The sequence below is a fragment of the Rothia nasimurium genome (assembly GCF_042660305.1).
Classification (GTDB): Bacteria; Actinomycetota; Actinomycetes; order Actinomycetales; family Micrococcaceae; genus Rothia; species Rothia nasimurium.
In genome coordinates this window covers 132,636-154,180 of the sequence record NZ_JBHSTW010000001.1, presented here as the reverse complement: position 1 = coordinate 154,180, position 21,545 = coordinate 132,636, and the positions used below count along the sequence as shown (strand labels likewise).

Annotated in this window: 17 protein-coding genes, 1 CRISPR repeat array and 1 riboswitch (1 of these 19 only partly in view); of the genes, 9 read left to right on the top strand and 8 right to left on the bottom strand. The window is 60.3% G+C overall.

What is annotated here, in order from left to right; genetic code table 11:
- Window positions 1–26 precede the first annotated feature (26 nt).
- On the bottom strand, window positions 27–938 hold the full coding sequence (locus tag ACFP6B_RS00680; RefSeq protein WP_377125480.1) for a methylenetetrahydrofolate reductase: 912 nt from the start codon (window positions 936–938) through the stop codon (window positions 27–29).
- Between the two features lie 104 nt (window positions 939–1,042).
- A riboswitch (SAM riboswitch) is annotated at window positions 1,043–1,132 on the bottom strand.
- 113 nt (window positions 1,133–1,245) lie between these two features.
- Here ACFP6B_RS00680 and ACFP6B_RS00675 point away from each other — a divergent pair.
- Complete coding sequence (locus ACFP6B_RS00675; protein ID WP_377125477.1) at window positions 1,246–2,232, top strand: aldo/keto reductase; 987 nt, start codon at window positions 1,246–1,248, stop codon at window positions 2,230–2,232.
- A gap of 90 nt (window positions 2,233–2,322) precedes the next feature.
- Here the strand turns inward: ACFP6B_RS00675 and ACFP6B_RS00670 are convergent, their stop codons facing one another.
- Both ACFP6B_RS00670 and ACFP6B_RS00665 read right to left on the bottom strand, forming a co-directional pair.
- Complete coding sequence (locus tag ACFP6B_RS00670) at window positions 2,323–2,748, bottom strand: arsenate-mycothiol transferase ArsC (RefSeq protein WP_237222909.1); 426 nt, start codon at window positions 2,746–2,748, stop codon at window positions 2,323–2,325.
- A gap of 102 nt (window positions 2,749–2,850) precedes the next feature.
- A complete protein-coding gene (locus ACFP6B_RS00665; RefSeq protein ID WP_377125474.1) occupies window positions 2,851–3,876 on the bottom strand; it encodes an Ltp family lipoprotein in 1,026 nt (341 codons plus the stop codon).
- A gap of 305 nt (window positions 3,877–4,181) precedes the next feature.
- Here ACFP6B_RS00665 and ACFP6B_RS00660 point away from each other — a divergent pair, with 305 nt between their 5' ends.
- On the top strand, window positions 4,182–5,477 hold the full coding sequence (locus tag ACFP6B_RS00660; protein WP_377125471.1) for an adenylosuccinate synthase: 1,296 nt from the start codon (window positions 4,182–4,184) through the stop codon (window positions 5,475–5,477).
- 123 nt (window positions 5,478–5,600) lie between these two features.
- Window positions 5,601–6,614: a magnesium and cobalt transport protein CorA gene (locus ACFP6B_RS00655; RefSeq protein ID WP_377125468.1), complete on the top strand. Its 1,014-nt coding sequence runs from the start codon at window positions 5,601–5,603 to the stop codon at window positions 6,612–6,614.
- Between the two features lie 143 nt (window positions 6,615–6,757).
- Here ACFP6B_RS00655 and ACFP6B_RS00650 read toward each other — a convergent pair whose 3' ends face one another.
- Window positions 6,758–8,299 carry an MFS transporter gene (locus tag ACFP6B_RS00650; RefSeq protein WP_377125465.1) on the bottom strand — a complete coding sequence of 514 codons (1,542 nt, stop codon included), beginning with the start codon at window positions 8,297–8,299 and terminating at the stop codon, window positions 6,758–6,760.
- A gap of 174 nt (window positions 8,300–8,473) precedes the next feature.
- Between ACFP6B_RS00650 and ACFP6B_RS00645 the strand changes: the two genes are divergently transcribed.
- Window positions 8,474–9,007, top strand: a complete 534-nt coding sequence (locus ACFP6B_RS00645; protein WP_377125462.1) for a TetR/AcrR family transcriptional regulator — start codon at window positions 8,474–8,476, stop codon at window positions 9,005–9,007.
- Here the strand turns inward: ACFP6B_RS00645 and treC are convergent.
- From treC to ACFP6B_RS00630, 3 genes are all read right to left on the bottom strand, one after another.
- Complete coding sequence (gene treC / locus ACFP6B_RS00640; RefSeq protein WP_377125459.1) at window positions 9,004–10,653, bottom strand: alpha,alpha-phosphotrehalase; 1,650 nt, start codon at window positions 10,651–10,653, stop codon at window positions 9,004–9,006. The two genes, ACFP6B_RS00645 and treC, sit on opposite strands and share 4 nt — an antisense overlap.
- 159 nt (window positions 10,654–10,812) lie before the next feature.
- Window positions 10,813–11,547 carry a trehalose operon repressor gene (gene treR / locus ACFP6B_RS00635; RefSeq protein WP_237196707.1) on the bottom strand — a complete coding sequence of 245 codons (735 nt, stop codon included), beginning with the start codon at window positions 11,545–11,547 and terminating at the stop codon, window positions 10,813–10,815.
- A 396-nt stretch (window positions 11,548–11,943) separates the two neighbouring features.
- Window positions 11,944–13,149, bottom strand: coding sequence for a cobalamin-independent methionine synthase II family protein (locus ACFP6B_RS00630; RefSeq protein WP_377125456.1), 1,206 nt, complete (start codon window positions 13,147–13,149; stop codon window positions 11,944–11,946).
- A 593-nt stretch (window positions 13,150–13,742) separates the two neighbouring features.
- Between ACFP6B_RS00630 and ACFP6B_RS00625 the strand changes: the two genes are divergently transcribed.
- The 3 genes from ACFP6B_RS00625 (at window position 13,743) to ACFP6B_RS00615 (ending at window position 17,809) form a co-directional block, all read left to right on the top strand.
- A complete protein-coding gene (locus ACFP6B_RS00625) occupies window positions 13,743–14,252 on the top strand; it encodes a GNAT family N-acetyltransferase (RefSeq protein WP_346876024.1) in 510 nt (169 codons plus the stop codon).
- 174 nt (window positions 14,253–14,426) lie between these two features.
- On the top strand, window positions 14,427–16,265 hold the full coding sequence (gene ilvD / locus ACFP6B_RS00620) for a dihydroxy-acid dehydratase (RefSeq protein ID WP_377125453.1): 1,839 nt from the start codon (window positions 14,427–14,429) through the stop codon (window positions 16,263–16,265).
- A gap of 347 nt (window positions 16,266–16,612) precedes the next feature.
- On the top strand, window positions 16,613–17,809 hold the full coding sequence (locus ACFP6B_RS00615) for an RNase H family protein (RefSeq protein WP_377125450.1): 1,197 nt from the start codon (window positions 16,613–16,615) through the stop codon (window positions 17,807–17,809).
- A 157-nt stretch (window positions 17,810–17,966) separates the two neighbouring features.
- Here the strand turns inward: ACFP6B_RS00615 and ACFP6B_RS00610 are convergent, their stop codons facing one another.
- A complete protein-coding gene (locus ACFP6B_RS00610; RefSeq protein ID WP_377125447.1) occupies window positions 17,967–18,593 on the bottom strand; it encodes a DedA family protein in 627 nt (208 codons plus the stop codon).
- Window positions 18,594–18,934: 341 nt separating this feature from the next.
- Here ACFP6B_RS00610 and ACFP6B_RS00605 point away from each other — a divergent pair, with 341 nt between their 5' ends.
- Both ACFP6B_RS00605 and ACFP6B_RS00600 read left to right on the top strand, forming a co-directional pair.
- Complete coding sequence (locus ACFP6B_RS00605; protein ID WP_377125444.1) at window positions 18,935–20,449, top strand: O-acetylhomoserine aminocarboxypropyltransferase/cysteine synthase family protein; 1,515 nt, start codon at window positions 18,935–18,937, stop codon at window positions 20,447–20,449.
- A 3-nt stretch (window positions 20,450–20,452) separates the two neighbouring features.
- Window positions 20,453–20,956, top strand: a complete 504-nt coding sequence (locus ACFP6B_RS00600; RefSeq protein WP_377125441.1) for a CoA-binding protein — start codon at window positions 20,453–20,455, stop codon at window positions 20,954–20,956.
- A 313-nt stretch (window positions 20,957–21,269) separates the two neighbouring features.
- Window positions 21,270–21,545: a CRISPR direct-repeat array (repeat unit 29 nt; unit sequence GGAAATACCCCCGCGAGTGCGGGGAAGAG) (it continues 365 nt past the right edge of the window).

Sequence of the window (21,545 nt, the reverse complement as noted above, 5' to 3'; positions counted from 1 at the left end):
TCTATAAGGTCTTTGGGCCGATATTTTTAGGCGTAGGTCAGTTCGGCCAGGGGGTTTTCAAAGCGGGTGCTGTAGCGGGGCAGGTCAACCCGCTCGAGAACATCCAGCACCGCTGCGTGTTCATTGAAGGTGTAGAAGTGGATGCCGGGGGCACCGGCGTCGAGGGATTCTTGGAGCAGGCGGACGCCGAACTCCACCCCGATACGGTGCCTTTGGGCGTCCCCGCTCGCGGTTTCCAGGTTGTAGGCCAGCTGCTGGGGTACGGGCAGGCCCGCTAGTGAGCAGAGGGTGGTGAGCCTGCGCAGGCTGGTCACCGGCATGATGCCCGGAATCAGGGGCAGGGTCACCCCCGCGGTTCGGGCCCGCTGCACCAGGGATTCGTAGCGGGTCGCCTCAAAGAAAACCTGGGTAATAGCGAAGTCAGCCCCCGCCCGCTCCTTGGAGAGCAGAATTTCAATATCCTGCAGTTCCGAGCTGGATTCCGGGTGCCGGGAGGGGTAGGCAGCCACCCCCACCGCTACGCGTCCTGCCGCTAGGTGGGCAAAATCCTGGGTCTCCACCCGGCGGATGAGGTCAACCAGGGACCGGGCAAAGGGGATGTCGGGAGCCTGCGTGCTGCCCGGCGGCAGGTCACCGCGCAGGGCTAAAAACCCGCGGACGCCGATCGCCAGAATGCGGCGAACAGCAGCTTCCAGCTCCTCGGCGGTGTGCCCTACACAGGTGAGGTGGGCCAGGGGAGTGAGCCGGGTTTCATGAACCAGATGGTCTAGTAGGGCCAGGGTTTTCTGCTTACGAGCCCGGTCACCGGAATAGGTCACCGACACATAGTCGGGGTTAGTGGGTGCCAGCTGGTCGATGGTCGTCAGCAGACTCTCGCAACTGGCAGAACTTCGCGGTGGGAAGAGTTCGTAGGAGAGCGCCGGTATATGGGTACTCATGGTTTCCTTACAGGTCGTTGGGTAGACCCGAAAGAATGCGGTGGCCGCTCCCACTGGTGGCGGGAGGGCGCCACACAGTGCGGTGGGTGGACCGCTGGTGATGCACTCTATCGGTCCTAGCAGGAGCACCTTTCCCGTCAGGGTGGTTGCTGCGACGTCATCGAGCTAGGTCTCTCGGTCGCTCTGGATAGATTTGATGGTTCTACACTAAAAGCGCAGGTGGGGCGCTGGCAAGAAACCGCCGCTCTGTGTAGCTTTTTGACTCTGTGTCGGGTGTGTTGAGACACATGACAGTAATATGACGGGTATGAGCATTGAATACCGTCAACTGGGAAAAAGCGGCCTCACCGTTTCAAATGTAGGCCTGGGGTGCAATAACCTGGGCCGCGCCAAAACCGCCACCGAAACGCAAGCTGGAACCAACGCCGTCCTCACCGCTGCCGTTGAAGCCGGCATTACCCTTTTCGATGTCGCCGATATCTACGGGGCTGAACCGGGTATTTCTGAAACCATGTTTGGGCGGGCCCTGCGCGAGACCGGAATCGACCGCGATGAGATTGTGATTGTCTCCAAGTTCGGCATGGATATGGGCGGGGCTAACGGCACCGACCACGGGGTGCGCGGCTCCCGCCGGTACATTATGCGGGCGGTTGAGGCGTCCCTGAGTCGCCTGGGCACCGACTACATCGACCTCTACTTCCACCACACCCCCGACCCCGCCACCCCCATCGAAGAAACCCTCTCAGCCCTGGGCACCCTGATTGAGCAGGGCAAGGTGCGCTACATCGGGTCGTCCAACCACACCGGCTGGCAGATCGCCCATGCTGAGCACCTGGGCCGGGCCCTGGGGCACCGCTACATTGCGGCTGAGAACCACTACAACCTGCTTGACCGCCGCGCTGAGCTTGAGGTGCTGCCCGCCGCCCGCGAGTTCGGGTTGGGTGTACTGCCCTACTTCCCCCTGGCTAACGGGCTACTGACGGGTAAGTATTCGCGCTCTTTTGCTCCTGCCGACGGGCGCCTGACCCGCATCAAGCCCGACATCTTGGACGGCGCTAACTGGGACCAGCTTGAAGCCTTCTCAGCTTTCGCCGCTGAGCGCGGCCTGACCGAAGTACAGGTCGCCTTCTCATGGCTGGCCCAGCAGGAGCCGGTTTCCTCTGTAATCGCCGGGGCCACCACCGAAGACCAGGTGCGCGCTAACGCGGCGGCTATCGTCCGCCGGTTCGACGCGGACGAGCTCGCCCTGCTCGACGAGATTTTCCCGGCACCGCCGAAGGTGGCGCTCTTCTAACCCACCCCATACAGCAAACGACGCTCCTTCCCTCTTTCCCGCAGCACTCCGGTGCGTGGAAAGAAAGATGGGGCGCCGTTGTATGCCTAACTAGGGGGTGAGCTCAGCCAGCAGGGCACGGACGCGGGCGTCGATATCGTCCCGAATCAGGTTCATGCGCTCAGCCCCCTCAACTCCATCGTGGGAGGGCTCAACGGTATTCCAGCGTTCGGTCTTAGCCAGGACCTCCTCGTCCGTCGTTTCAAGCTGTGCCGCCCCACCCAGAATGACGATACGGTCAGCAGCAGCCAGGTCGTCGGCGCTGGCAAACTTGGGCGTACCCTTGCTCATATCCGCACCGATTTCAGCGAGCGAAGCGGCAGATTCAGCGTTGACCGCGCTGCCCACCGCAGCCTTGGTGCCTGCGGACGTCGCCCGCACGCGTCCTTGCGCATGGAGGTTCATCAGGGCCTCAGCCATCTGAGACTTGCCCTTATTGGACTGGCAGATAAAAAGAACGTGGGGGATAGAAGTCATAGCTCCATCATAGGGTTCATCAAGAACTTCTACCTACACAAAAGCCCGCACTGACCCTATCTCAGCGAAGGGGGCAGGGCGGGCTTTGATATTTTTCTAGTTTTAGAGATTGTCGATGGCGTACTGGGCCTGTTCGGGGGTGAACTGGCTACCGTACTCACTGGTCAGCTGATCGAAGAGGCGGGCGTCGCTCATCTCAGAGATTTCCAGGTAGCTACGAGCGGCATCGAGAGCTTCCTGGTTCCAGTCTGCATTGACATTGTCAACCGCGTACTGTGCCTGTTCAGGGGTGAACTGGCTACCGTACTCGCTGGTCAGCTGATCGTAGAGACCTGCGTAAGAGAAATCAGAAAATTCGATGTAGTCTTCAGCGGCTTCAAGAGCTTCAGCGTTCCAATCAACATCGCTCAGGTTATCCATAGCGTACTGGGCTGCTTCAGGTGAATACTGGCCGCCGTACTCGCTGGTCAGCTGATCGTAGAGGCCAGTGTAGGAGAAACTGCTGAACTCTAGATAGTCACGGGCTTCGGCAAGAGCGCTCGTGTAATCGCGGGGGATATCCCCGGCAGCAGAGGCGGTCTGCTGGGAGGCTTCGGCAGATGGTGCGTTAGAAGTAGCAGGGGCAGAGGCAGTGACGGCCGGAGCAGCAGAACTTACCGGAGCAGATGCGGTTGCTGACGGGCTAGCTACCGCTGACTCAAGCTCCTGCAGGCTCTGCTGGAGCTCGGGGTCGTTAGCAATAGTATTGAGGGCAAAGAAAAACAGGACGATACCTGAAATCACTGACCCGATAACCGAGAGCACAATGGCGATAATCGAGGTGACTTTTTCCTTGTTCTTCTGAAAAAGTCCAACAATACCGGTCACAAAAGCCGCAAACAGCAAGAGCCAGCCAAGGACGGCAACGGCGGGAATGCAGCCCAAGATAAAGCCGAGAACGCCCAGGCCCAGAGCCACCAGGCCAACCACATTCTTAGGCTTTTTGCCGTTAGGTTGCTGAGGTGCGGCGTAGGGGTCCTGATAGGGGTACTGGCCCGGTGCGGCATAAGCCCCGGCAGACGATGCTGGTACTCCGGGCTGATCGGGCTGAGAAGACGGAGTGTTAGGTGTGTATGGGTTTTCGCTCATACCTACCAGTTTAAAGACATTCTGAGTAAGCTCTGACTACAAGTCATATTATTTCTTAGTGCTTTATTGGTGCCCTCTACCTAAGTCCTTCCAGCACACCTGTACATCTTCTAAAGTACCGTCCGGCGTCCGCCCACCCTCTACCGCTAGTAGCGCAAAACCTGGAACACCTGCCCAAACACAAACCACCCTTGCTATCCTTAAGAATGGTGTGCCCTGCGTCCGCGCCGTCTGCACAGGCCGCGCAGCCCCACCCCACCGCCGTGAAACCCGGCAGGTGACCACCCTATTCAGGAGTAAGACTTATGCCAGCAATTGTGATTGTAGGCGCCCAGTGGGGCGACGAAGGTAAGGGCAAAGCAACCGACCTGCTCGGCGGCCGCGTCGACTACGTCGTCAAGCCCAACGGCGGTAACAACGCAGGCCACACCGTCGTTGTCAACGGCCAGAAGTTTGAGCTCAAGCTCCTTCCCGCCGGCATCCTCTCAGAAAACGCTGTACCCGTTATCGGCAACGGCGTGGTCGTCAACCCCGAGGCCCTCTTCGAAGAAATCGACGGCCTTGAAGCCCGCGGGGCAGACACCTCCAAGCTCAAAATTTCAGCTAACGCCCACCTGGTAGCGCCCTACCATCAGACCATGGACAAGGTCACCGAACGCTTCCTCGGCAAGCGCGCCATCGGTACCACCGGCCGCGGCATCGGCCCCACCTACATGGACAAGGTTGGCCGCCTAGGCATTCGCGTGCAGGATATCCTCGACGAGTCCATCCTGCGCCAGAAGGTCGAAGGTGCCCTGCGCCAGAAGAATGAACTGCTGGTCAAGGTCTACAACCGCCGCCACGTTGAGGTCGAAGAAATCGTTGACTACTTCATGAGCTTCGCCGACCGCCTGGCCCCCATGATTGTTGAGTCAACCCAGCTGCTGAACAAGGCCCTGGACGAAGGCAAGACCCTGCTCATGGAAGGCGGCCAGGCCACCTTCCTCGACGTTGACCACGGCACCTACCCCTTCGTCACCTCATCCAACCCCACCGCAGGTGGCGCCTCAGTCGGCTCCGGTGTTGGCCCCACCCGCATCTCCCGCGTCATAGGTATTCAGAAGGCCTACACCACCCGCGTGGGTGCCGGCCCCTTCCCCACCGAACTCTTTGATGAAATGGGCGAATTCCTGCGTACCACCGGTGGTGAGTTCGGAGTGAACACCGGCCGCCCCCGTCGCTGCGGCTGGTACGACGCGGTTCTGGCTCGCCAGGCTGTGCGTATTAACGGCTTCACCGACCTCTTCATCACCAAGCTCGATGTGCTCACCGGTCTGGAGAAAATCCCTGTCTGCGTAGCCTACGACGTGGACGGCGTTCGCTTTGACGAGATGCCCATGACCCAGTCAGACTTCCACCACGCCAAGCCCATCTACGAGTACTTCGACGGCTGGACCGAAGACATCACCGAGGCCAAGACCCTCGATGAACTGCCCGAGAATGCCCGTAAGTACCTGGAGAAGCTGGAAGAGATTTCCGGCTGCCGTATCTCGGCTATCGGCGTCGGCCCCGGCCGCGAGCAGACCATCGTGGTGCGCGACCTGATCGACGAGGAGAAGTAGGGCGGACGTCCGCGCCCCTTCCCCTGCACCGGGTAGGTACCATCTAAATCAGAAAAACCCACCAACTAGGTGGGTTTTTCTGATTTAAATGGTCTTTTCTGTAGAAGGACTACGATAGACACCATGCCCTTACTCAACACACTCAACCACACCACCGGGGCCGTCACCGGCTACGACTCCCTCACCGACCTCGCCCAGGCCTTCACGCCCGGCACCGACTGCGCCTACATCGGCCTGATTGACCCCTCCCGCGACGACCTCACCACCCTCACCGGCCTCTTCGACCTGCACCCCCTCGCCGTTGAAGACTCCGAGCAGGGCCACCAGCGCTCCAAGCTCGATCGCTACGGCAGCACCTACTATCTGGTGCTCCGCCCGGCGGTCTACCTCGATGACATCGAAGAAATCCGTTTCGGTGAAACCCACATGTTTGTGGGTCAGAACTTTACGATTTGGCTTGTCAAAGACGCTCTGCGCTCTGTCGATACCACCCAGCGCACCATGGACGCGGTCTTCTCGAGCGCGCTGGAGAACCCCACCATGCAGGCCTACCCACTGGCCTTCCTGCACCGGGTGCTCGACATGCTCGTGGACGGCTACTTCCCCGTCATTGAGGGCCTAGAAAACGACGGCGATGAAATCGAGGATGCCCTCTTCGCCGACAACTCTGAAGCTAGCGAGATATCGCAGCGCATCTACAGCCTGCTGAACGAGGTCAGTGACTTCAAACGGGCGGTCAAGCCGGTGGGGCAGATGCTGGACCTACTCATGGGGCGTATTCGTATTCAGGCTGAGACCGGGGATGAGTACCAGCTTGAGCTGCTCCGCCACTTCCGCGACGTGAAGGACCACGTCATCAGTGTGGTAGACCGGGTGGACGACCTGCGGTCTTCCCTAGAGAACGCCTTGGCGGTGAACTCAACGATTGTGGCGGAACGCCAGAATGACGACATGAAGAGAATCTCGGCCTGGGCTGCGATTCTGGTGGCCCCTACCGTCATTGGCTCGATTTACGGCATGAACTTCGACGTCATGCCCGAGCTACACTGGACCTTCGGCTACCCGGCCTCCCTGCTGCTCATGGTTGCGGTGTCCTTCGGGCTGTGGCTGGTGTTCAAGAAGAAGGAGTGGCTGTAGGGGCTAGATGAGCCCCAGGCCTGCCTGCGCCTGCCCCCGCTTCCCCTGGCCGAAAAAGACCATTTAACTCAGAAAAACCCACCTAGTTCGTGGGTTTTTCTGATGTAGATGGTACCTACCTTGAAGGGGCAGGGCGGGCGGCTCTACATCTTCACCCCGCGCAGGGTGCGCACCACCATCACAGCGCAGAGAAGCATGAGCACCACGCCGATAGCCGAGGTGTAGACCACGCCCGAGTCGAAGGCGTGCTGGGCTGAGGCCAGCAGGGCGGCGCCGGTCTCTCCGCCGATGTTCTCAGCCACCTCAGCTGCCCCACCTAGGGTCTCGCGGGCGGCGTCCGCGTCCGCAGCGCTAACCCCCTCGGGTACCACCAGGTGGGCAACGTAGGCTGCATTCAGGATTGACCCCAGAATCGCGGTACCCATGACCGAGCCGGTCTCGTAGGCGGTCTCCGAGATAGCGGACGCCGCACCCGCCTTATGCGGGGGAACAGCGGCCAAGATGATGTCGTTGGTCAGAGTCTCAGCAAAACCAATGCCCACACCCAGCAGGGCAAAGGCCACCAGAATACCGGTATCAGAGCCTGAATCGGCGGTGAAGAAGACCAGGCCGAAGGCCGCCGCGTTCATCAGCAGGGCACCTGAAATGACAATCCAGGGCTTGAGAACCTTGACGATATAGACAACCACTAGCCCCGCAATAACGGTCAGTGCCAGACCGGGCAGCAACAGGAGGGCGGCACTGAAGGGGGAATGGCCGCTGACCAACTGCAGGTGCTGGGAGACGAAGTAAAGGAAGCCAACCAGTGAGAAAATCGCCATGAGGTTGGTCAGTACCGCACCGGTGAACTGCTTGTTGGTGAAGAGACGGACGTCCAGCATGGGGTTGGTACGAGCCAGCTGGCGGCGGGTGAAGACAAGACCGCAGATGGATGCTACCAGCAGCAGGGCGACGGTAAGCAGGTCGAAGCCGTCGTGGGCAAAGTGCTTGATGGCGTAGACGAAGGGGGTCATGGTCGCCATGATCAGGGCGATGCTGACGAAGTCGATGGCGCCGGGGGCCGGGTCCTTGGAGTTAGGAATCAGCCAGAAGCCCAGCAGGAGCATGGGCAGCAGGACGGGCACGGCCATGAGGAAGACCGAGCCCCAGTAGAAGTGCTCCAGCAGGAACCCGCCGACGACCGGGCCCAGGGCTGCGCCACCTGCGAAACCTGAGGCCCAGATGGCGATGGCGGTGCGACGTTCGGTGGCGTCGGTGAACATGTTGCGAATGATGGAGAGGGTCGCGGGCATGAGCATAGCCCCGAAGATACCCATACCGGCGCGGGCGGCAATGAGCCAGGCGGCGGTGGGGGCGAAGGCTGCGGCAGCTGAAATAACGGTAAAGCCGAAGCCGCCCAGTAGCAGCATGGTGCGGCGGCCGAAGCGGTCACCCATGCTACCTGCGGGAATGAGCAGACCCGAGAGAATCAGCGGGTAGACATCGTTAATCCAGAGCAGCTGGGTGCCGCTGGGGGAGAGCTGGGCTGAAATCTCAGGCAGGGCGAAAGAGAGCACGGTGTTATCGACCGAGACCAGCAGTACCGGCAGCATGAGGACGGCCAGGGCTGCCCAGCGACGGGAATAGGGGGTGATTGAGGATTCTTCAGTGGTGACGGCTCTCATCTGGCCGGTTGCGGGGTGCATGTCTGCTCTTTCGTGAGGACGGCTACCTGGGGTTGGTGCGGGCGCGGTACCGGGCAGGACGCCGGGGTACGCTTGGCCGCTCATCGGTAGCGGGGTGCTCGGTGGGGAGCACACTTGTTACTGTACCGTCTGGACGGTTTTGTTTTCAACTGGGGAGGCGGTAGGGTTGGGCACATGAGTTCTCGCGAAAAAATCCTCGACGCCTACGAAGCCCTACTGATCGAGGAGGGGGAGCGGGCAGCGTCCTTGAACGCCATTGCCGCCCGAGCCGGGGTGTCCAAGGGAGGGCTGCTCTACCACTTCCCCGATAAGACTGCGCTGATTGATGGGCTTTTGGGGCGGGCATGGATGCTTGCTGAGCAGGACTTTAAGGCCATGGCAGATGACCCCGCCGGGGCCTGCGCCTACTATGTGCGCACCTCTATGTATCAGGACACCCCTTTTGACCGGGTGTTTGTGGCCGCTTCGCGCCTGCGTCAGGACGCCGCCGAGAAGGTTGCCGAGGTCTACGACAGGATCCAGGGGCGCTGGTTTGAGATGATTCGGGCTGAGACCCCCTCGGATGCTGCGGCCCGCGCTATCTTGCTGATGGGGGACGGGCTCTACTACAACGCGGCGGTCGCCAGTAGTGAGTCCCGCCCCAACCTTGCTCTCAGCGGCGATATGGACGCCCTGCTTGAGGTCGTGGAGCAGCTCAAGGGACGTTAGCCAGCCAGTACAGCTACCGTCTCGTAGGGCCGCAAGACCAGCTCGCTGGTTCCCAGCCCAGGCTCATTCTTGTAATTACACAGAAGCACAGACTCCGCCGCAAACTCGGCAGGCAGCTGCACTGGGGCGTCCTTACCGTAGAAGTTGCAGAGCACCAGCAGGCGCTGACCCTCATGCTCTCGTACAAACCCGTAGACGCTCTCGTGCTCGCGGGCAAAGGGCTCGTAGGAGCCCTCAGCAATCAGGGGCATCGTATGGCGCAGACGCACCAGCTCCCGGTAGAAGGGCAGAATAGTGCCCTCGGATTCTTCGCGCTCCACGTTAATGTCGGCCTGCGAGGTAGGCATGAGCCAGGGCTTTACCCGCGAGAAACCGGCGAATTCGGAAGAATCCCATTGCATGGGGGTTCGGGAGTTGTCACGGGACTTCTTGGTGACAATGCGGAAGGCCTCGGCCTCGCTCACGCCCCGCTCCTGCAGAATGGCAAAGGCATTGTGGGATTCAACGTCCACGTAGTCATCCATGGACGAATAGACCGGATCAACCATGCCGATCTCTTCGCCCTGGTAGATGTAGGGGGTGCCGCGGGTTAGGTGCACGGCGGCAGCCAGCATGGTGGCGGACTCTGCCCGGTAACGCTCCACATCACCAAAGCGGTTGATGGCGCGGGGCTGGTCGTGGTTATTCCAGAAGGACGCCTGCCAACCGCCTCCTGCCTGAATACCTACCGCCCAGTCGGTCAGCAGACCCTTAAGAGCCATGAAATCAAAGGGAACATCAGACCATTTTTCGGCACCGTCATAGTCCACCTTGAGGTGGTGGAAGGAGAAGACCATATCCAGCTCTTCGTTGGCCGGGTTGGTGTAGCGCACGCTGCTGTCGATGGTGGTCGATGACATCTCACCCACGGTCACGGTGCCCTCGGTGTCGCCAAAGGTGGCCCGGTGCAGTTCCTGCACCCAGGGGTGCACGCGCTCGGTGTCGGTGTAGATGAGCTTGTCGTTCTCGCCGGGTGCGGCATCCCGCAGGTCCTCGGCCTTGCCAATCACGTTGAGTACGTCGAAGCGGAATCCGCGAACGCCCTTGTCCTTCCAGAAATTCACGACCTTAAAGAGCTCTTCGCGCACCCTGGGGTTGTGCCAGTTCAGGTCTGCCTGGGTCACATCGTAGAGGTGCATGTAGTAGAGGTCGGTATCGCCAAACTGTGACCAGCAGGGGCCGCCAAACTTGGACTCCCAGTTGGTCGGTAGGGAGCCGTCCGCCTGCGCTGGGCGCAGGTAGAAGAAGTCCTGGTACTCCTTCTCACCGGCCAGTGCCCGCTGGAACCACTCGTGCTCGGTAGAGACGTGGTTGAGCACCATATCGAACATAACCCCAATGCCCTCTCGCCCCAGGGCTGCAATCAGCTCTTCGGCGTCCGCCATGGTGCCCATCTCGGGGTCTACCTCGTAGTAGTTGGCGATGTCGTAGCCGTTATCGTTCTGGGGGGAGACAAAGAAGGGGTTGAACCAGACCATGTCCACCCCCAGAGAGGCAATGTAGGGGACCTTCTCGATAATGCCCCGTAAGTCGCCCACCCCGTTGCCCGTCGAGTCGTAGAAGGACTTGGGGTAGACCTGGTAGATGACCTTATCGTGAAAGCTCATGGTGTGCTCCAAAGGGTAGGACGCCGGTGCTGGGGTGGCTGCGCCCGGTAGGTTAGGTGGGGTAAAAGAAAAGAAGCGTACCCCGTCAAAGTGAGGTACGCTCCTTAACCTTACCTGTCTAACAGGTGCTTCGGCTGTTGTTACAGCCGATGTGGAACTTTATTCAGAAACCGGAATTTCCTGGCGGCGGTGCGCGAAGTCCAGGTAACGGAACTTATCGGCGCGGTGGCGGGAAATGGTGTACTGGAAGGCGGTGCCGTCCTCAAGCACGGTGATAGAGGTGGTCACAGCAACGTACTCGCCAGCGTGCAGGTTCAGGTACTTGGCGTCGTTGGGGGTGGCCTGCTCGATGGTGATCTGCTTGGCGGAGGAAACGATGCTCAGGCCCAGCTCACCCTCGAAGTAGTGGTAGAGGGAATCCTCAGCGACCTCGCGGGGAATTTCGGCTACTACGCTCTTGATGATGTAGTCATGGTCGATGATGGCGGGGGCGCCGTCCATGTGGCGAACTCGCATGATGTGGGTGACGGGCACCTGCTCTACGGAGCCGTCCGTCAGGGCCTGGAAGGGCACATGCGGCAGCAGGGCGTCCTCAAGTTCAACCAGTTCAGTCTGGGTGTCGCGGCTGGCTGACTCAGCAAATTCCTTGTAGCTGACCAGTGATGACACGGGAATGGAGTAGCGCTTGTGGTCAATGACCAGGGAGCCCTTGCCCATGATGCGCTGGATGTAGCCGCGGTCGGTCAGGATCGCCAGGGCCTTGCGGGCGGTCTCGCGAGAGACGTTGTACTTTTCGGTCAGCTTCTTTTCGCTGGGCAGCAGGTCGCCGACGCCGTACTTACCTTCATCAATATCACGAGCCAGGTCGTGGTAGATGCGTTCAAACTTTCCCATTTGGTTCCCCTATGTAACAGGTGCGAGAGCACATTGTGTGAGATGGAGTGAGAGTTTCACACGGTGATTGTGTTTCCCTATAGTCTAGGGTGCGCCCGGGATGTTTGCGAGAGACACACCTATAAATTTGTGTCACACGTTAGACAGGAAGGTGACATGCCGGTTTTTTCCAGGAGGGTACGAGTTTGACCTGCAAAAACTCTGGTTAGCGAGAGCACCCCTGGCGGAGATGTGGCGCGAAACGCACTTTCGGGTTGTAAGAAGCGGCCCCCACCAGCGTCCGCCCGCTTCTCTTCAGCCCGCAGCAAGGGGACCGTATAACTTCAAAGGGACCGCATATTATGAGGTCCCTTTGAAGTTATGCGGTCCCCTTTAACGGTGGGGTGGCGTCTAGCCCTAGCCGAAGAGGCGCTCACTGGCGATGCGGGCGCCTTCCGTCAGCGATTCCAGCTTGGCCCAGGCAAGGTCGGGGTGCAGGCGTCCGCCCAGACCGCAGTCGGTTGACGCCACCACGTTCTCCTTGCCCACTACCTGAGCAAACTGCTCGATGCGCTGGGCAACCAGCTCAGGGTGCTCAATCAGGTTGGTTGAGTGCGAGACAACACCGGGAATCACGTACTTGCCCTCGGGCAGCTCCAGGTTCTCCCAGACCTTCCACTCGTGGGCGTGCCGCGCGTTAGCGGCCTCAAAGGTGTAGCCGGCGGCGTCAATCGATAGCAGAGTATCGGCCAGGTGCTTGAATTCCAGGTCGGTGCTGTGAGGTCCGTGCCAGGATCCCCAACAGAGGTGGAAGCGGGTCTGCTCGGTCGGAATATCCTCCAGCGCGTAGTTGAGGGCATCAACCGCCACCTGAATAAAATCAAGGTAGTCGCGGACGCTGGGCTCGGGGTTAATCTGGTCCCAGCCCTCAGCCACCGACGGGTCATCAATCTGCAGGGTGAAACCGGCGTCGGTGATGGCCTTATACTCATCTTTCAGCACCTCCGCCCAGGCGTAGATATGCTCCTTATCGGTGGGGTAGTAGAGGTTACCCACGCGAGCAGCAGAGCCCGGCGACAGGGCCGCCACAAAAGCGCTGTGCACCCCCTTGCCCTCGGTCGCTGCGGTAAGGTTGCGGACGTCCCGCCCCACCTCGTCCTGCCCCCGATAGGTCAGCGGGGCAACGGTGACGGGGAAACTGCGGTCAGGGTCATTGCCCAGGTCGAGCTCCGCGGTGTAAAAGTCTTGGAAACGGGTCCAGTCACGGCGGTCGGCAAAGCTGGTGTACTTGAGCTTGCCCGGCTCAGAGCGGTGCACCTCGTTCGCGGGGTTGCCCTCGGTCAGCAGCTTCAAACCGCCGGTGCGGGCAAAGGAGTAGTGCCACCAGGCACCGTAATCTACCGCCTGACTCATGGCATGCCCGTACTCGCCGTCGTTCACAATGTCGATACCGATGTCTACCTGGCGGTCAATCACTGCCTGGGTTTCCTCGGTCAGAATCTGCTGGAAATCTGCCTCGTCGATGCTGCCATCGCGGCGGGCGGCGTTAGCTTCAATCAGGCGCTGACTGCGCGGCAGGGAACCAACGTGGGTGGTCAGAATACGGTCGGTATTGATGGGCATGATCTGCTCCTGGGGTAGTCCTACGGCTGTAGAGGCTGCTTGCTTCAGCGGCCTTGACTCCAGCTAACACCCCCACCCGGCGAGCGCCCAAGCCCTCCAGACCCTAAGACGGCATATTTCAAAAATGAACTTCGGTGACGGATGCGCGTCATACGCGCGTCATGAGCGCCTGCCTCATCGCAAGGGGACCGCAAAACTCAAAAGGGACCTCATATTACGCGGTCCCTTTTAAGTTTTAAGGTCCCCTTTGAGAGGGCGCGGTGCGGAACCGTCCGCCCCTAGTCATCCCCAAGAGCTACTTGTTAGACTCGAAACAACAAGACCAAGGAAAGGAGCAGAACTATGACCGTAAACGCTAAAGATGCAACTCGCTGGCAGCCCACTCATCGAGCGGCCCGTCAAACCCTGCAAAAAGTTCTGCGCCATCACACCACGGCTATCGGGAACGACGGCCTAACGGATACAGAGCGAAAAACCCTCGCATCGGAATACGAAACCCAGCAGAACCGGGCTTTTTCGGCTCAGCATCGTAGAACCCTTGAGCAGCTCGAGCCTACCCCAGTAGGATTAGCCCTCAAAAACTAGGGGCCTACGTGTATTTTCGAGAGCTCAGCACAAGCGATATACCGGCCCTTCAACAATGGGTCTGCACCTACCCTGCCAAGCGGCATTACCACACCGCTTCACACCCCGCGGAATGGGAGCTAAAGGTTCAAAGCTTCGTCAGGGAAACTCAGCCCCAGAAAATTGCCCGAGATCCCTACAAGGTCTCTATCGGAGCTTTCTTGGAGGAGCAGATAGCAGCTGCCGCTCTCATTACATATCGCCCCTATGATGATGTCTTCGACATTACCTATATCTCTACGGCCGCCCACGCCCAAAACCAGGGAATTGCACAACAGCTTATTCAGCAATGCGTTATCACAGCCCAAGAGCACCCCAAATTTAAAGACCTCACCAGTGACATCATGACCTGCGCTATCGACCGCAGAAATACAAAGTCTCAACGGGCCTTTGAGCGCTTTGGATTTACCCTAGTTGACGATAGCCACCCCCAGCTTCTGGAATATGCGCTGAGATTTATGCGAGGCTTACTGGAGTAGCGTCCCGCGGACGCCCGTCCTGCCGTCCCTGCCCCTTGGCAGGGGAGTGGGGGAGAGACCGTCCGCCCCTATCTTCACTATATGAGAACGCCGCTTCCCACCCTGTGGACTACCCGCGCTCAGGCGTAGACTAGTACCCAAACCTCCAACCACAAACTTTCTTGGGAGCTATCGATGCCAGAACTGTGCTCGCGTACATCAACCCACGGCAGAAACATGGCAGGTGCCCGCGCACTGTGGCGCGCCACCGGCATGGGCGACGACGACTTCGGCAAGCCCATCATCGCTATCGCCAACTCCTTCACCCAGTTCGTGCCCGGCCACGTGCACCTGAAGAACATGGGCGAACTGGTTGCCGGTGCTATCCGCGAAGCAGGCGGCGTAGCCAAGGAATTCAACACCATCGCCGTGGACGACGGCATCGCCATGGGCCACGACGGTATGCTCTACTCCCTGCCCTCCCGCGACCTGATCGCCGACTCGGTCGAATACATGGTCAACGCCCACCGCGCCGACGCCCTGGTCTGTATCTCTAACTGCGACAAGATCACCCCCGGTATGCTTCTGGCAGCTATGCGCCTGAACATCCCCGTCATCTTCGTCTCCGGCGGGCCCATGGAATCTGGCGAAGGCATTGAGGGGGTCGTTGAGCACCGCCTTGACCTGGTGGACGCCATGGTCATGGCCGTGGACGACAGCGTCAGCGACGACGCCCTAGCCCAGGTTGAAAAGAATGCCTGCCCCACCTGTGGCTCCTGCGCCGGTATGTTCACCGCCAACTCCATGAACTGCCTGAATGAGGCCATCGGCCTGGCCCTGCCCGGTAACGGCACCACCCTGGCTACCCAGGTCGCCCGCAAGCAGCTTTTCCTCGAAGCTGGCGCCAAGATTGTAGAACTGGCCAAGCGCTACTACGAGCAGGACGACGAGTCCGTCCTACCCCGCTCCATCGCCACCAAGGCAGCCTTCGAGAACGCCATGGCCCTGGACGTTGCCATGGGCGGCTCCACCAACACCGTCCTGCACATCCTGGCTATTGCCCACGAGGCAGGTGTCGACTTCACCCTGCGCGACATCGACGCCATCTCCCGCAAGGTGCCCTGCCTGGCTAAGGTCGCCCCCAACTCCACCAAGTACCACATCGAGCATGTGCACCGCGCCGGTGGTATTCCCGCCCTGCTCGGCGAGCTGGACCGCGCCGGTCTGCTGAACCGCGACGTCCACTCCGTGCACGCCGACTCCCTTCAGCAGTGGCTCTCTGACTGGGACATTCGCTCCGGTGCCGCCACCGACACCGCCAAGGAGCTCTTCCTAGCTGCCCCGGGTGGCGTCCGCACCACCCAGGCCTTCTCCACCGCCAACAAGTACGAGTCCCACGAGACGGACGCCGAGAACGGCTGCATCCGCGCCGTTGAGCACGCCTACACCAAGGACGGCGGCCTGGCGGTTCTCTACGGCAACATCGCCGAAGACGGCGCCATCATCAAGAGCGCCGGTATCGACGAGGAGCTCTTCCATTTCGTTGGTAAGGCTTTTGTGGTGGAGTCCCAGGATGAGGCCGTCTTCGAGATTCTGTCGAAGAATGTGAAAGAAGGCGACATTGTCGTCATTCAGTACGAGGGCCCCAAGGGTGGCCCCGGCATGCAGGAGATGCTCTACCCCACCTCCTACCTCAAGGGCCTGGGGCTGGGTAAGAAGTGCGCCCTGATTACCGACGGCCGCTTCTCCGGCGGTACTTCCGGTATCTCCATCGGTCACATCTCTCCCGAGGCAGCAGCCGGTGGCGCTGTGGGTCTGATTGAGCACGGCGACGAAATTGAGATCGATGTTCATAACCGCATCCTGCGCGTGAACGTCTCCGACGAGGTTCTGGCTGAGCGCCGCGCCAAGAAGGGACCGGCCCCCTGGAAGCCCACCAAGCCCCGTGAGCGTCAGGTCTCCAGCGCCCTGCGCGCCTACGCCTCCATGGTCACCAGCGCCGACAAGGGTGCTGTACGCATCGTCCCCGAGTAAACCTCGGTTTTCACCCAAAATCAGGACGCCCGCCCCGGCTTGCGCAAGCCGGGGCGGGCGTCCTTGTGTTGGGGGTTCTGTAGTCCTGCCCGGTGTGTCTCCTGCCGGGCTGTCTCGGCGTCCGTCCGTCCGTCCATCTGCTCCGACCACTCGCCCGTCCGTGAGTGCCCACCAGACTCGCGCGGTGCTTACGCGCGGGATGGACGCCACGCGAGAACCGTGGACGTTCACCGAGAGAGTGAACGGGCAGCCGATGCGGCTCTAGCTGTTGGCAAAAGGGCGTGGAGTTGGTATAGCTTTAAAGAGTAAGCAAAACAACTATAGACACCCCTTAGGAGATGAATAATGTGGAAATTACGCCTGCGCATATCAAGAAATGTGAGCTGACCTGGGAGCCGCCGGATTACACCAGCTCCTACCCGGCAGGCTTCACCGAGCAGGGTGTGGCTGTCATCGTGGTGGTCATGGACCAGGTGCGAGCTGCCGGTGACTGCCATGTGGGGCTGACGTCCTTCGCTTTTATCTCGCGCGAAAACGGCGAGCGAGAGGTCATTGAGAGCGAACCTGTGGCTGAGTCTCTGACACACAGCCTCATGGACCCCTGCGACACCGTACATACCGACATGCTGGGCCGTGCGATTCTGGCGACCATGGACGCTATCCCCGAGGAGTATAAGACCAACCTCATCACCGTGGCAGCCGATAAGCACTACCTCAAGCTGCTCTTCCGCAAGTTCACGGCCTTCCGCGATTTCTTGGAATACCGGTCCATTGATAAGGTCATGAACCCCTACGAGTCGCACTCCCTGGGCGAGATTCACGTGAAGCTTATTGGCACTCCGGCAGGTGAGCTCATGCCGCACTTTATGGACGAGGCCTCGCGTCTGGCTCACGCTGAGTTTGAGAAGAACACCGCCCAGCTGCCGGTAGAGAAGCTGGTGGAGTACAGCGTCTTTACTGACTGTTCGTACAGGTCAACGAACAATAAGAAGTATTTAAAGGGCGGACGCATGGGCATCGGCGGGGTGAGTGAAGACGGCTTCTTCTTCCACTCCCACTACGATGCAACCAACATTATGACTGGGGAGCTCTCTGCTATGTTGGCTGCCTTTAATATCTTCTACCACGGTGGCCGCCAGCTGATTATTCACACCGATTCGCTGGGGGCTCTGACCTTTGTGCTGCGCCTGGCGCACAACCGCTGGGTCTATAACACCTGGGTTGAAGAGGGGGTGCAGAACCAGCAGGTTCTGGACGAGATGGAGCGGCTGACCGAGGCCATTCGGGAGCGCCGGGTGCTGGTTAAGCACATCCCGGGGCATACCGGGCACGGGCTGCAGGAGTCGTCGGATTCTGTGTCGAAGATGCACCGGCACTTCCCCGGGCAGATTGTGGATAAGGGGCATGTCTCTGAGTTCAACAAGCGGTGCGAGTCGATTATTACCGCCCTGTCTGGGTGCGAGAAGGCTCTGCGTCTGCCCTGTGCGGATTGGATTCAGATTCGCCCGTCGGTGGTGCACGCCCGCAACCGCCTGTGGAAGTAGCGGGGCCGCTGCCCTAGGGTGCCCAACTTCCTCAAAGGGGACCTTAAAACTTAAAAGGGACCGCGTATTATGCGGTCCCTTTTAGGTTTTAAGGTCCCCATGGGCGAGGGGCAGGCGCGGACGCGGGGCTCAGCTTAAGCCGTGCGGACGCCCGCCGCTAGGCTACGTCGCGCTTTTCCTGGCGGGCGCGACGCAACAGCCAGATGAAGACGGCCACCAGGGCCAGGGCTACCAGGGCGTAGACCACCTTGGAGTACTGGTCGATGACGCCTTCAACAGCGTGCCAGTTTTCGCCCAGGACCCAGCCGCAGTAGATGAGCAGGGTGTTCCAGATGGAGGAACCGAGCAGGGTATAAAGACCGAAGGTCAGAGGGTTCATGCGGTCGATACCGGCGGGAATCGAGATGAGTGAACGAATACCGGGGATGACACGGCCGATGAGGATGGAGGCCTTGCCGTACTTGTCGAACCAGGCTAGGGCGTTGTCGACGTCCTCAACCTTGACCAGCCACATCCAGGCCGCGATCTTGCGCAGGCGGTTGGCGCCGATAGCTGCACCTAGGTAGTAGAGGAAGTAGGCGCCGGTGAGTGAGCCGACGGTCGCCCAGATGAAGGCGGCCACTACGTTGATGGAGCCCTGGGAGGCGGTGAAGCCGGCCAGCGGCAGGATAACCTCGGAGGGGATGGGCGGGAAGACGTTCTCAAGGAAGACGGCCAGGCCAACGCCGGGGGAGCCGATGGCCTCCATGACGGAGATAACCCAGTCGATAATGTTCTGGAGCACGAGTGCCCTTTCTCTGCGAGTGCGGGCAGCCGCCCGGTGACAAAACTTTCTCTATTCTCTCGTAGAACCCTGTGTTTTCCTATGAGCTAGCTTGTAGAGAGGCTGGGGGTTTTGGTCACGTTAGATTGGTGGGGCTCAGCGTCTACTAGAATCGCGCGGTGCTTACGCGCGGGATGGACGTTACGCGAGTTTGGTGGACGCTGGCCGAGGTGGGGAATGGGGCGCCCTGCCTTCCCGGTAATGCTGCGTAACCTGTTCACACGGTGAAATAAGTTACCGCCGGTGTAGGGGCATGGGTGACTATGGAGGGTAGATAACTAGGCCTACTATCAGGAGAGTCCATGGCTGAGCATACTTTTGGCTTCCGCACCCGTGCCCTGCACGCGGGCGGTACCCCCGACGCCGAGCACGGTGCTCGTGCGGTTCCGATTTACCAGTCCACCTCCTTTGTTTTTAAGGACGCGGACGACGCCGCCAACCTTTTTGCCCTGCAGAAGTACGGCAATATCTACTCCCGCCTGGGTAACCCCACTGTGGCGGCGCTGGAAGAGCGTATCGCTTCGCTGGAGGGCGGTATCGGTGCGGTGGCGACCGCTTCGGGTATGGCCGCTGAGTTCATTACCTTCGCGGCACTCTGCCAGGCTGGGGACCATATTGTTGCTTCGTCCAACCTCTACGGCGGCACTATCACCCAGCTGGATGTTTCCCTGCGCCGGTTCGGTATCGACACTACCTTTGTGGACGGCACTGACCCGGCCGACTATGCCGCCGCGATTCGTCCTGAAACCAAGGCTGTCTACACCGAAATCGTGGCTAACCCCTCGGGGCAGGTCGCTGACCTAGAGGGTCTGGCCCGCGTTGCCCACGAGAACGATATTCCCCTGGTCGTGGACGCCACCCTCTCTACCCCCTACCTGATCCGCCCCATCGAACACGGCGCTGACATCGTGATTCACTCGGTTACTAAGTTCCTGGGCGGGCACGGCACCACCTTGGGCGGTGTGGTTGTCGAGTCGGGCCGCTTCAACTGGGGCAACGGTAAGTTCCCTACCATGACCGAGCCGATTCTCTCGTACAACAACATCTCCTGGTGGGGTAACTTCGGCGAATACGGCTTCCTCACCAAGCTGCGTTCGGAGCAGCTGCGTGACTTCGGCCCCTCCCTCTCAGCCCAGGCGGCTTTCAACCTGCTGCAGGGTGTTGAGACTCTGCCCCAGCGCATGGACGCCCACCTGGCCAACGCCAAGGACGTCGTCGCCTGGCTAAACGAGGACGCCCGCATCTCCTACGTCAACTACGCCGGCCTGCCGGATCACCCCCACTATGAGCGGGCGCAGAAGCTGCTGCCGCTGGGTGTTGGGTCGGTCTTCTCCTTCGGCGTTGCCGGCACCGAGAAGGCGGGCGGACGCGACGTGGGCGCCGAGTTCATCAAGAACCTGCAGCTGGCATCGCACCTGGCTAACATTGGCGATGCCCGCACCCTGATTCTGCACCCCGCCTCAACTACCCACCAGCAGCTGACCGCTGAGCAGCTGGCAGCCGGTGGCGTGGGCGAAGACCTGATTCGTATTTCGGTGGGTCTGGAAGATGCTGTCGACATTATCTGGGACCTCGACCAGGCTCTGACTATTGCTTCTGGCCGCAACCACGCCGGTGAGGTCGTGGGCACCGCCAGCGCGGACGAGCTGGTGGCCCGCCGCGAAGCTGCCGAAGCTGAGGCAGCTGCCCAGAAGGAGGCACTGGAGGCGGACGCCGCCGCCCACGCTGCCGAGCGCGCAGCGCGTGAAGGGGCGGGGACGTCCGCACCGGCGTCCGCGCCCGCCTGCGAAATTCCTGCACCCAAGAAGGAGGCCTAAGCCGTGACTGAGACTCGTACCTGGGAAGGCCCCAGCGCACCGGAGCGACTGAAGATTCTGCATGAGACCAAGTCCATTGCGATTGTGGGTATGTCTGACAAGATTTCGCGCTCTTCGTATTTTGTGGCGACCTATCTGCAGTCGTCGAGCCCTTACACCCTGTACTTTGTGAACCCGATTTTGGCGGCTAAGGGTAAGGAGGTGCTGGGGCAGAAGGTGTACGCGTCACTGGCTGACCTGCCTGAGGCCCCTGACCTGGTGGAGATTTTCCGCCGCAACGAGGACCTGCCGGGTGTGGTGCAGGAGGCCATTGAGGTGGGCGCGAAGACGGTGTGGATGCAGTTGGGCTCCTGGAATGAGGAGGCTGCGCGTCTGGGGGAGGACGCCGGGCTGAACGTGGTGATGGACCGGTGCGTGAAGATTGAGCACGCCCGCTTCCACGGCGGCCTGCACCTGGCAGGCTTCGTGACCGGCGTGATTTCGTCCAAGCGGCAGGTCCTGGCCTAGGGAGCTTATTCGATAGGGGTTCCGCAGGCTCGCGCTCGCTGCCGACCCTCTCGTCTGGTTCGCTTCGTTCACGAGACGATTCACGCCAGCCGCCGAGCCAGCAGCTTCGCTGCGAGCCTGCTTCACCCCCTATGTACTATCTAAATCAGAAATGACCACCTACTAGGTGGTCATTTCTGATTTAGATGGGTATTTCCCGAGAGTGTTGAGTTTAAGTTCCTACTGCGTCTGGTGTAGATAAGGATGTCGCTATGGTTTTCCTCCGCTTTAGCGGAGAATAGTCAAGCCGTGTCCATAGGTGGTGGTTACCAACAGAAGTACCCCCGCTTGCGCGGGGAAGAGCTATGTATCTTAAACCGAAGACGCTGCTCGCTGGAAATACCCCCGCGAGTGCGGGGAAGAGCCCCGGCCGCCGAGCCGTTCAGAATCGGAACGGGAAATACCCCCGCGAGTGCGGGGAAGAGCAATCAAGCCACCAGATACCCGTACGCGACACGGAAATACCCCCCGCGAGTGCGGGGAAGAGGGGCTTGGGGGCGTCTGTGCTCTGCTGGTGCGGGAAATACCCCCGCGAGTGCGGGGAAGAGTT

What these genes read in the sequence shown, in the direction of transcription:
- ACFP6B_RS00680 (WP_377125480.1), bottom strand. Translation starts at nt 938, where the DNA reads ATGAGTACCCATATACCGGCGCTCTCCTACGAACTCTTCCCACCGCGA.
- ACFP6B_RS00675 (WP_377125477.1), top strand. Translation starts at nt 1,246, where the DNA reads ATGAGCATTGAATACCGTCAACTGGGAAAAAGCGGCCTCACCGTTTCA.
- ACFP6B_RS00670 (WP_237222909.1), bottom strand. Translation starts at nt 2,748, where the DNA reads ATGACTTCTATCCCCCACGTTCTTTTTATCTGCCAGTCCAATAAGGGC.
- ACFP6B_RS00665 (WP_377125474.1), bottom strand. Translation starts at nt 3,876, where the DNA reads ATGAGCGAAAACCCATACACACCTAACACTCCGTCTTCTCAGCCCGAT.
- ACFP6B_RS00660 (WP_377125471.1), top strand. Translation starts at nt 4,182, where the DNA reads ATGCCAGCAATTGTGATTGTAGGCGCCCAGTGGGGCGACGAAGGTAAG.
- ACFP6B_RS00655 (WP_377125468.1), top strand. Translation starts at nt 5,601, where the DNA reads ATGCCCTTACTCAACACACTCAACCACACCACCGGGGCCGTCACCGGC.
- ACFP6B_RS00650 (WP_377125465.1), bottom strand. Translation starts at nt 8,299, where the DNA reads ATGCACCCCGCAACCGGCCAGATGAGAGCCGTCACCACTGAAGAATCC.
- ACFP6B_RS00645 (WP_377125462.1), top strand. Translation starts at nt 8,474, where the DNA reads ATGAGTTCTCGCGAAAAAATCCTCGACGCCTACGAAGCCCTACTGATC.
- treC (WP_377125459.1), bottom strand. Translation starts at nt 10,653, where the DNA reads ATGAGCTTTCACGATAAGGTCATCTACCAGGTCTACCCCAAGTCCTTC.
- treR (WP_237196707.1), bottom strand. Translation starts at nt 11,547, where the DNA reads ATGGGAAAGTTTGAACGCATCTACCACGACCTGGCTCGTGATATTGAT.
- ACFP6B_RS00630 (WP_377125456.1), bottom strand. Translation starts at nt 13,149, where the DNA reads ATGCCCATCAATACCGACCGTATTCTGACCACCCACGTTGGTTCCCTG.
- ilvD (WP_377125453.1), top strand. Translation starts at nt 14,427, where the DNA reads ATGCCAGAACTGTGCTCGCGTACATCAACCCACGGCAGAAACATGGCA.
- ACFP6B_RS00605 (WP_377125444.1), top strand. Translation starts at nt 18,935, where the DNA reads ATGGCTGAGCATACTTTTGGCTTCCGCACCCGTGCCCTGCACGCGGGC.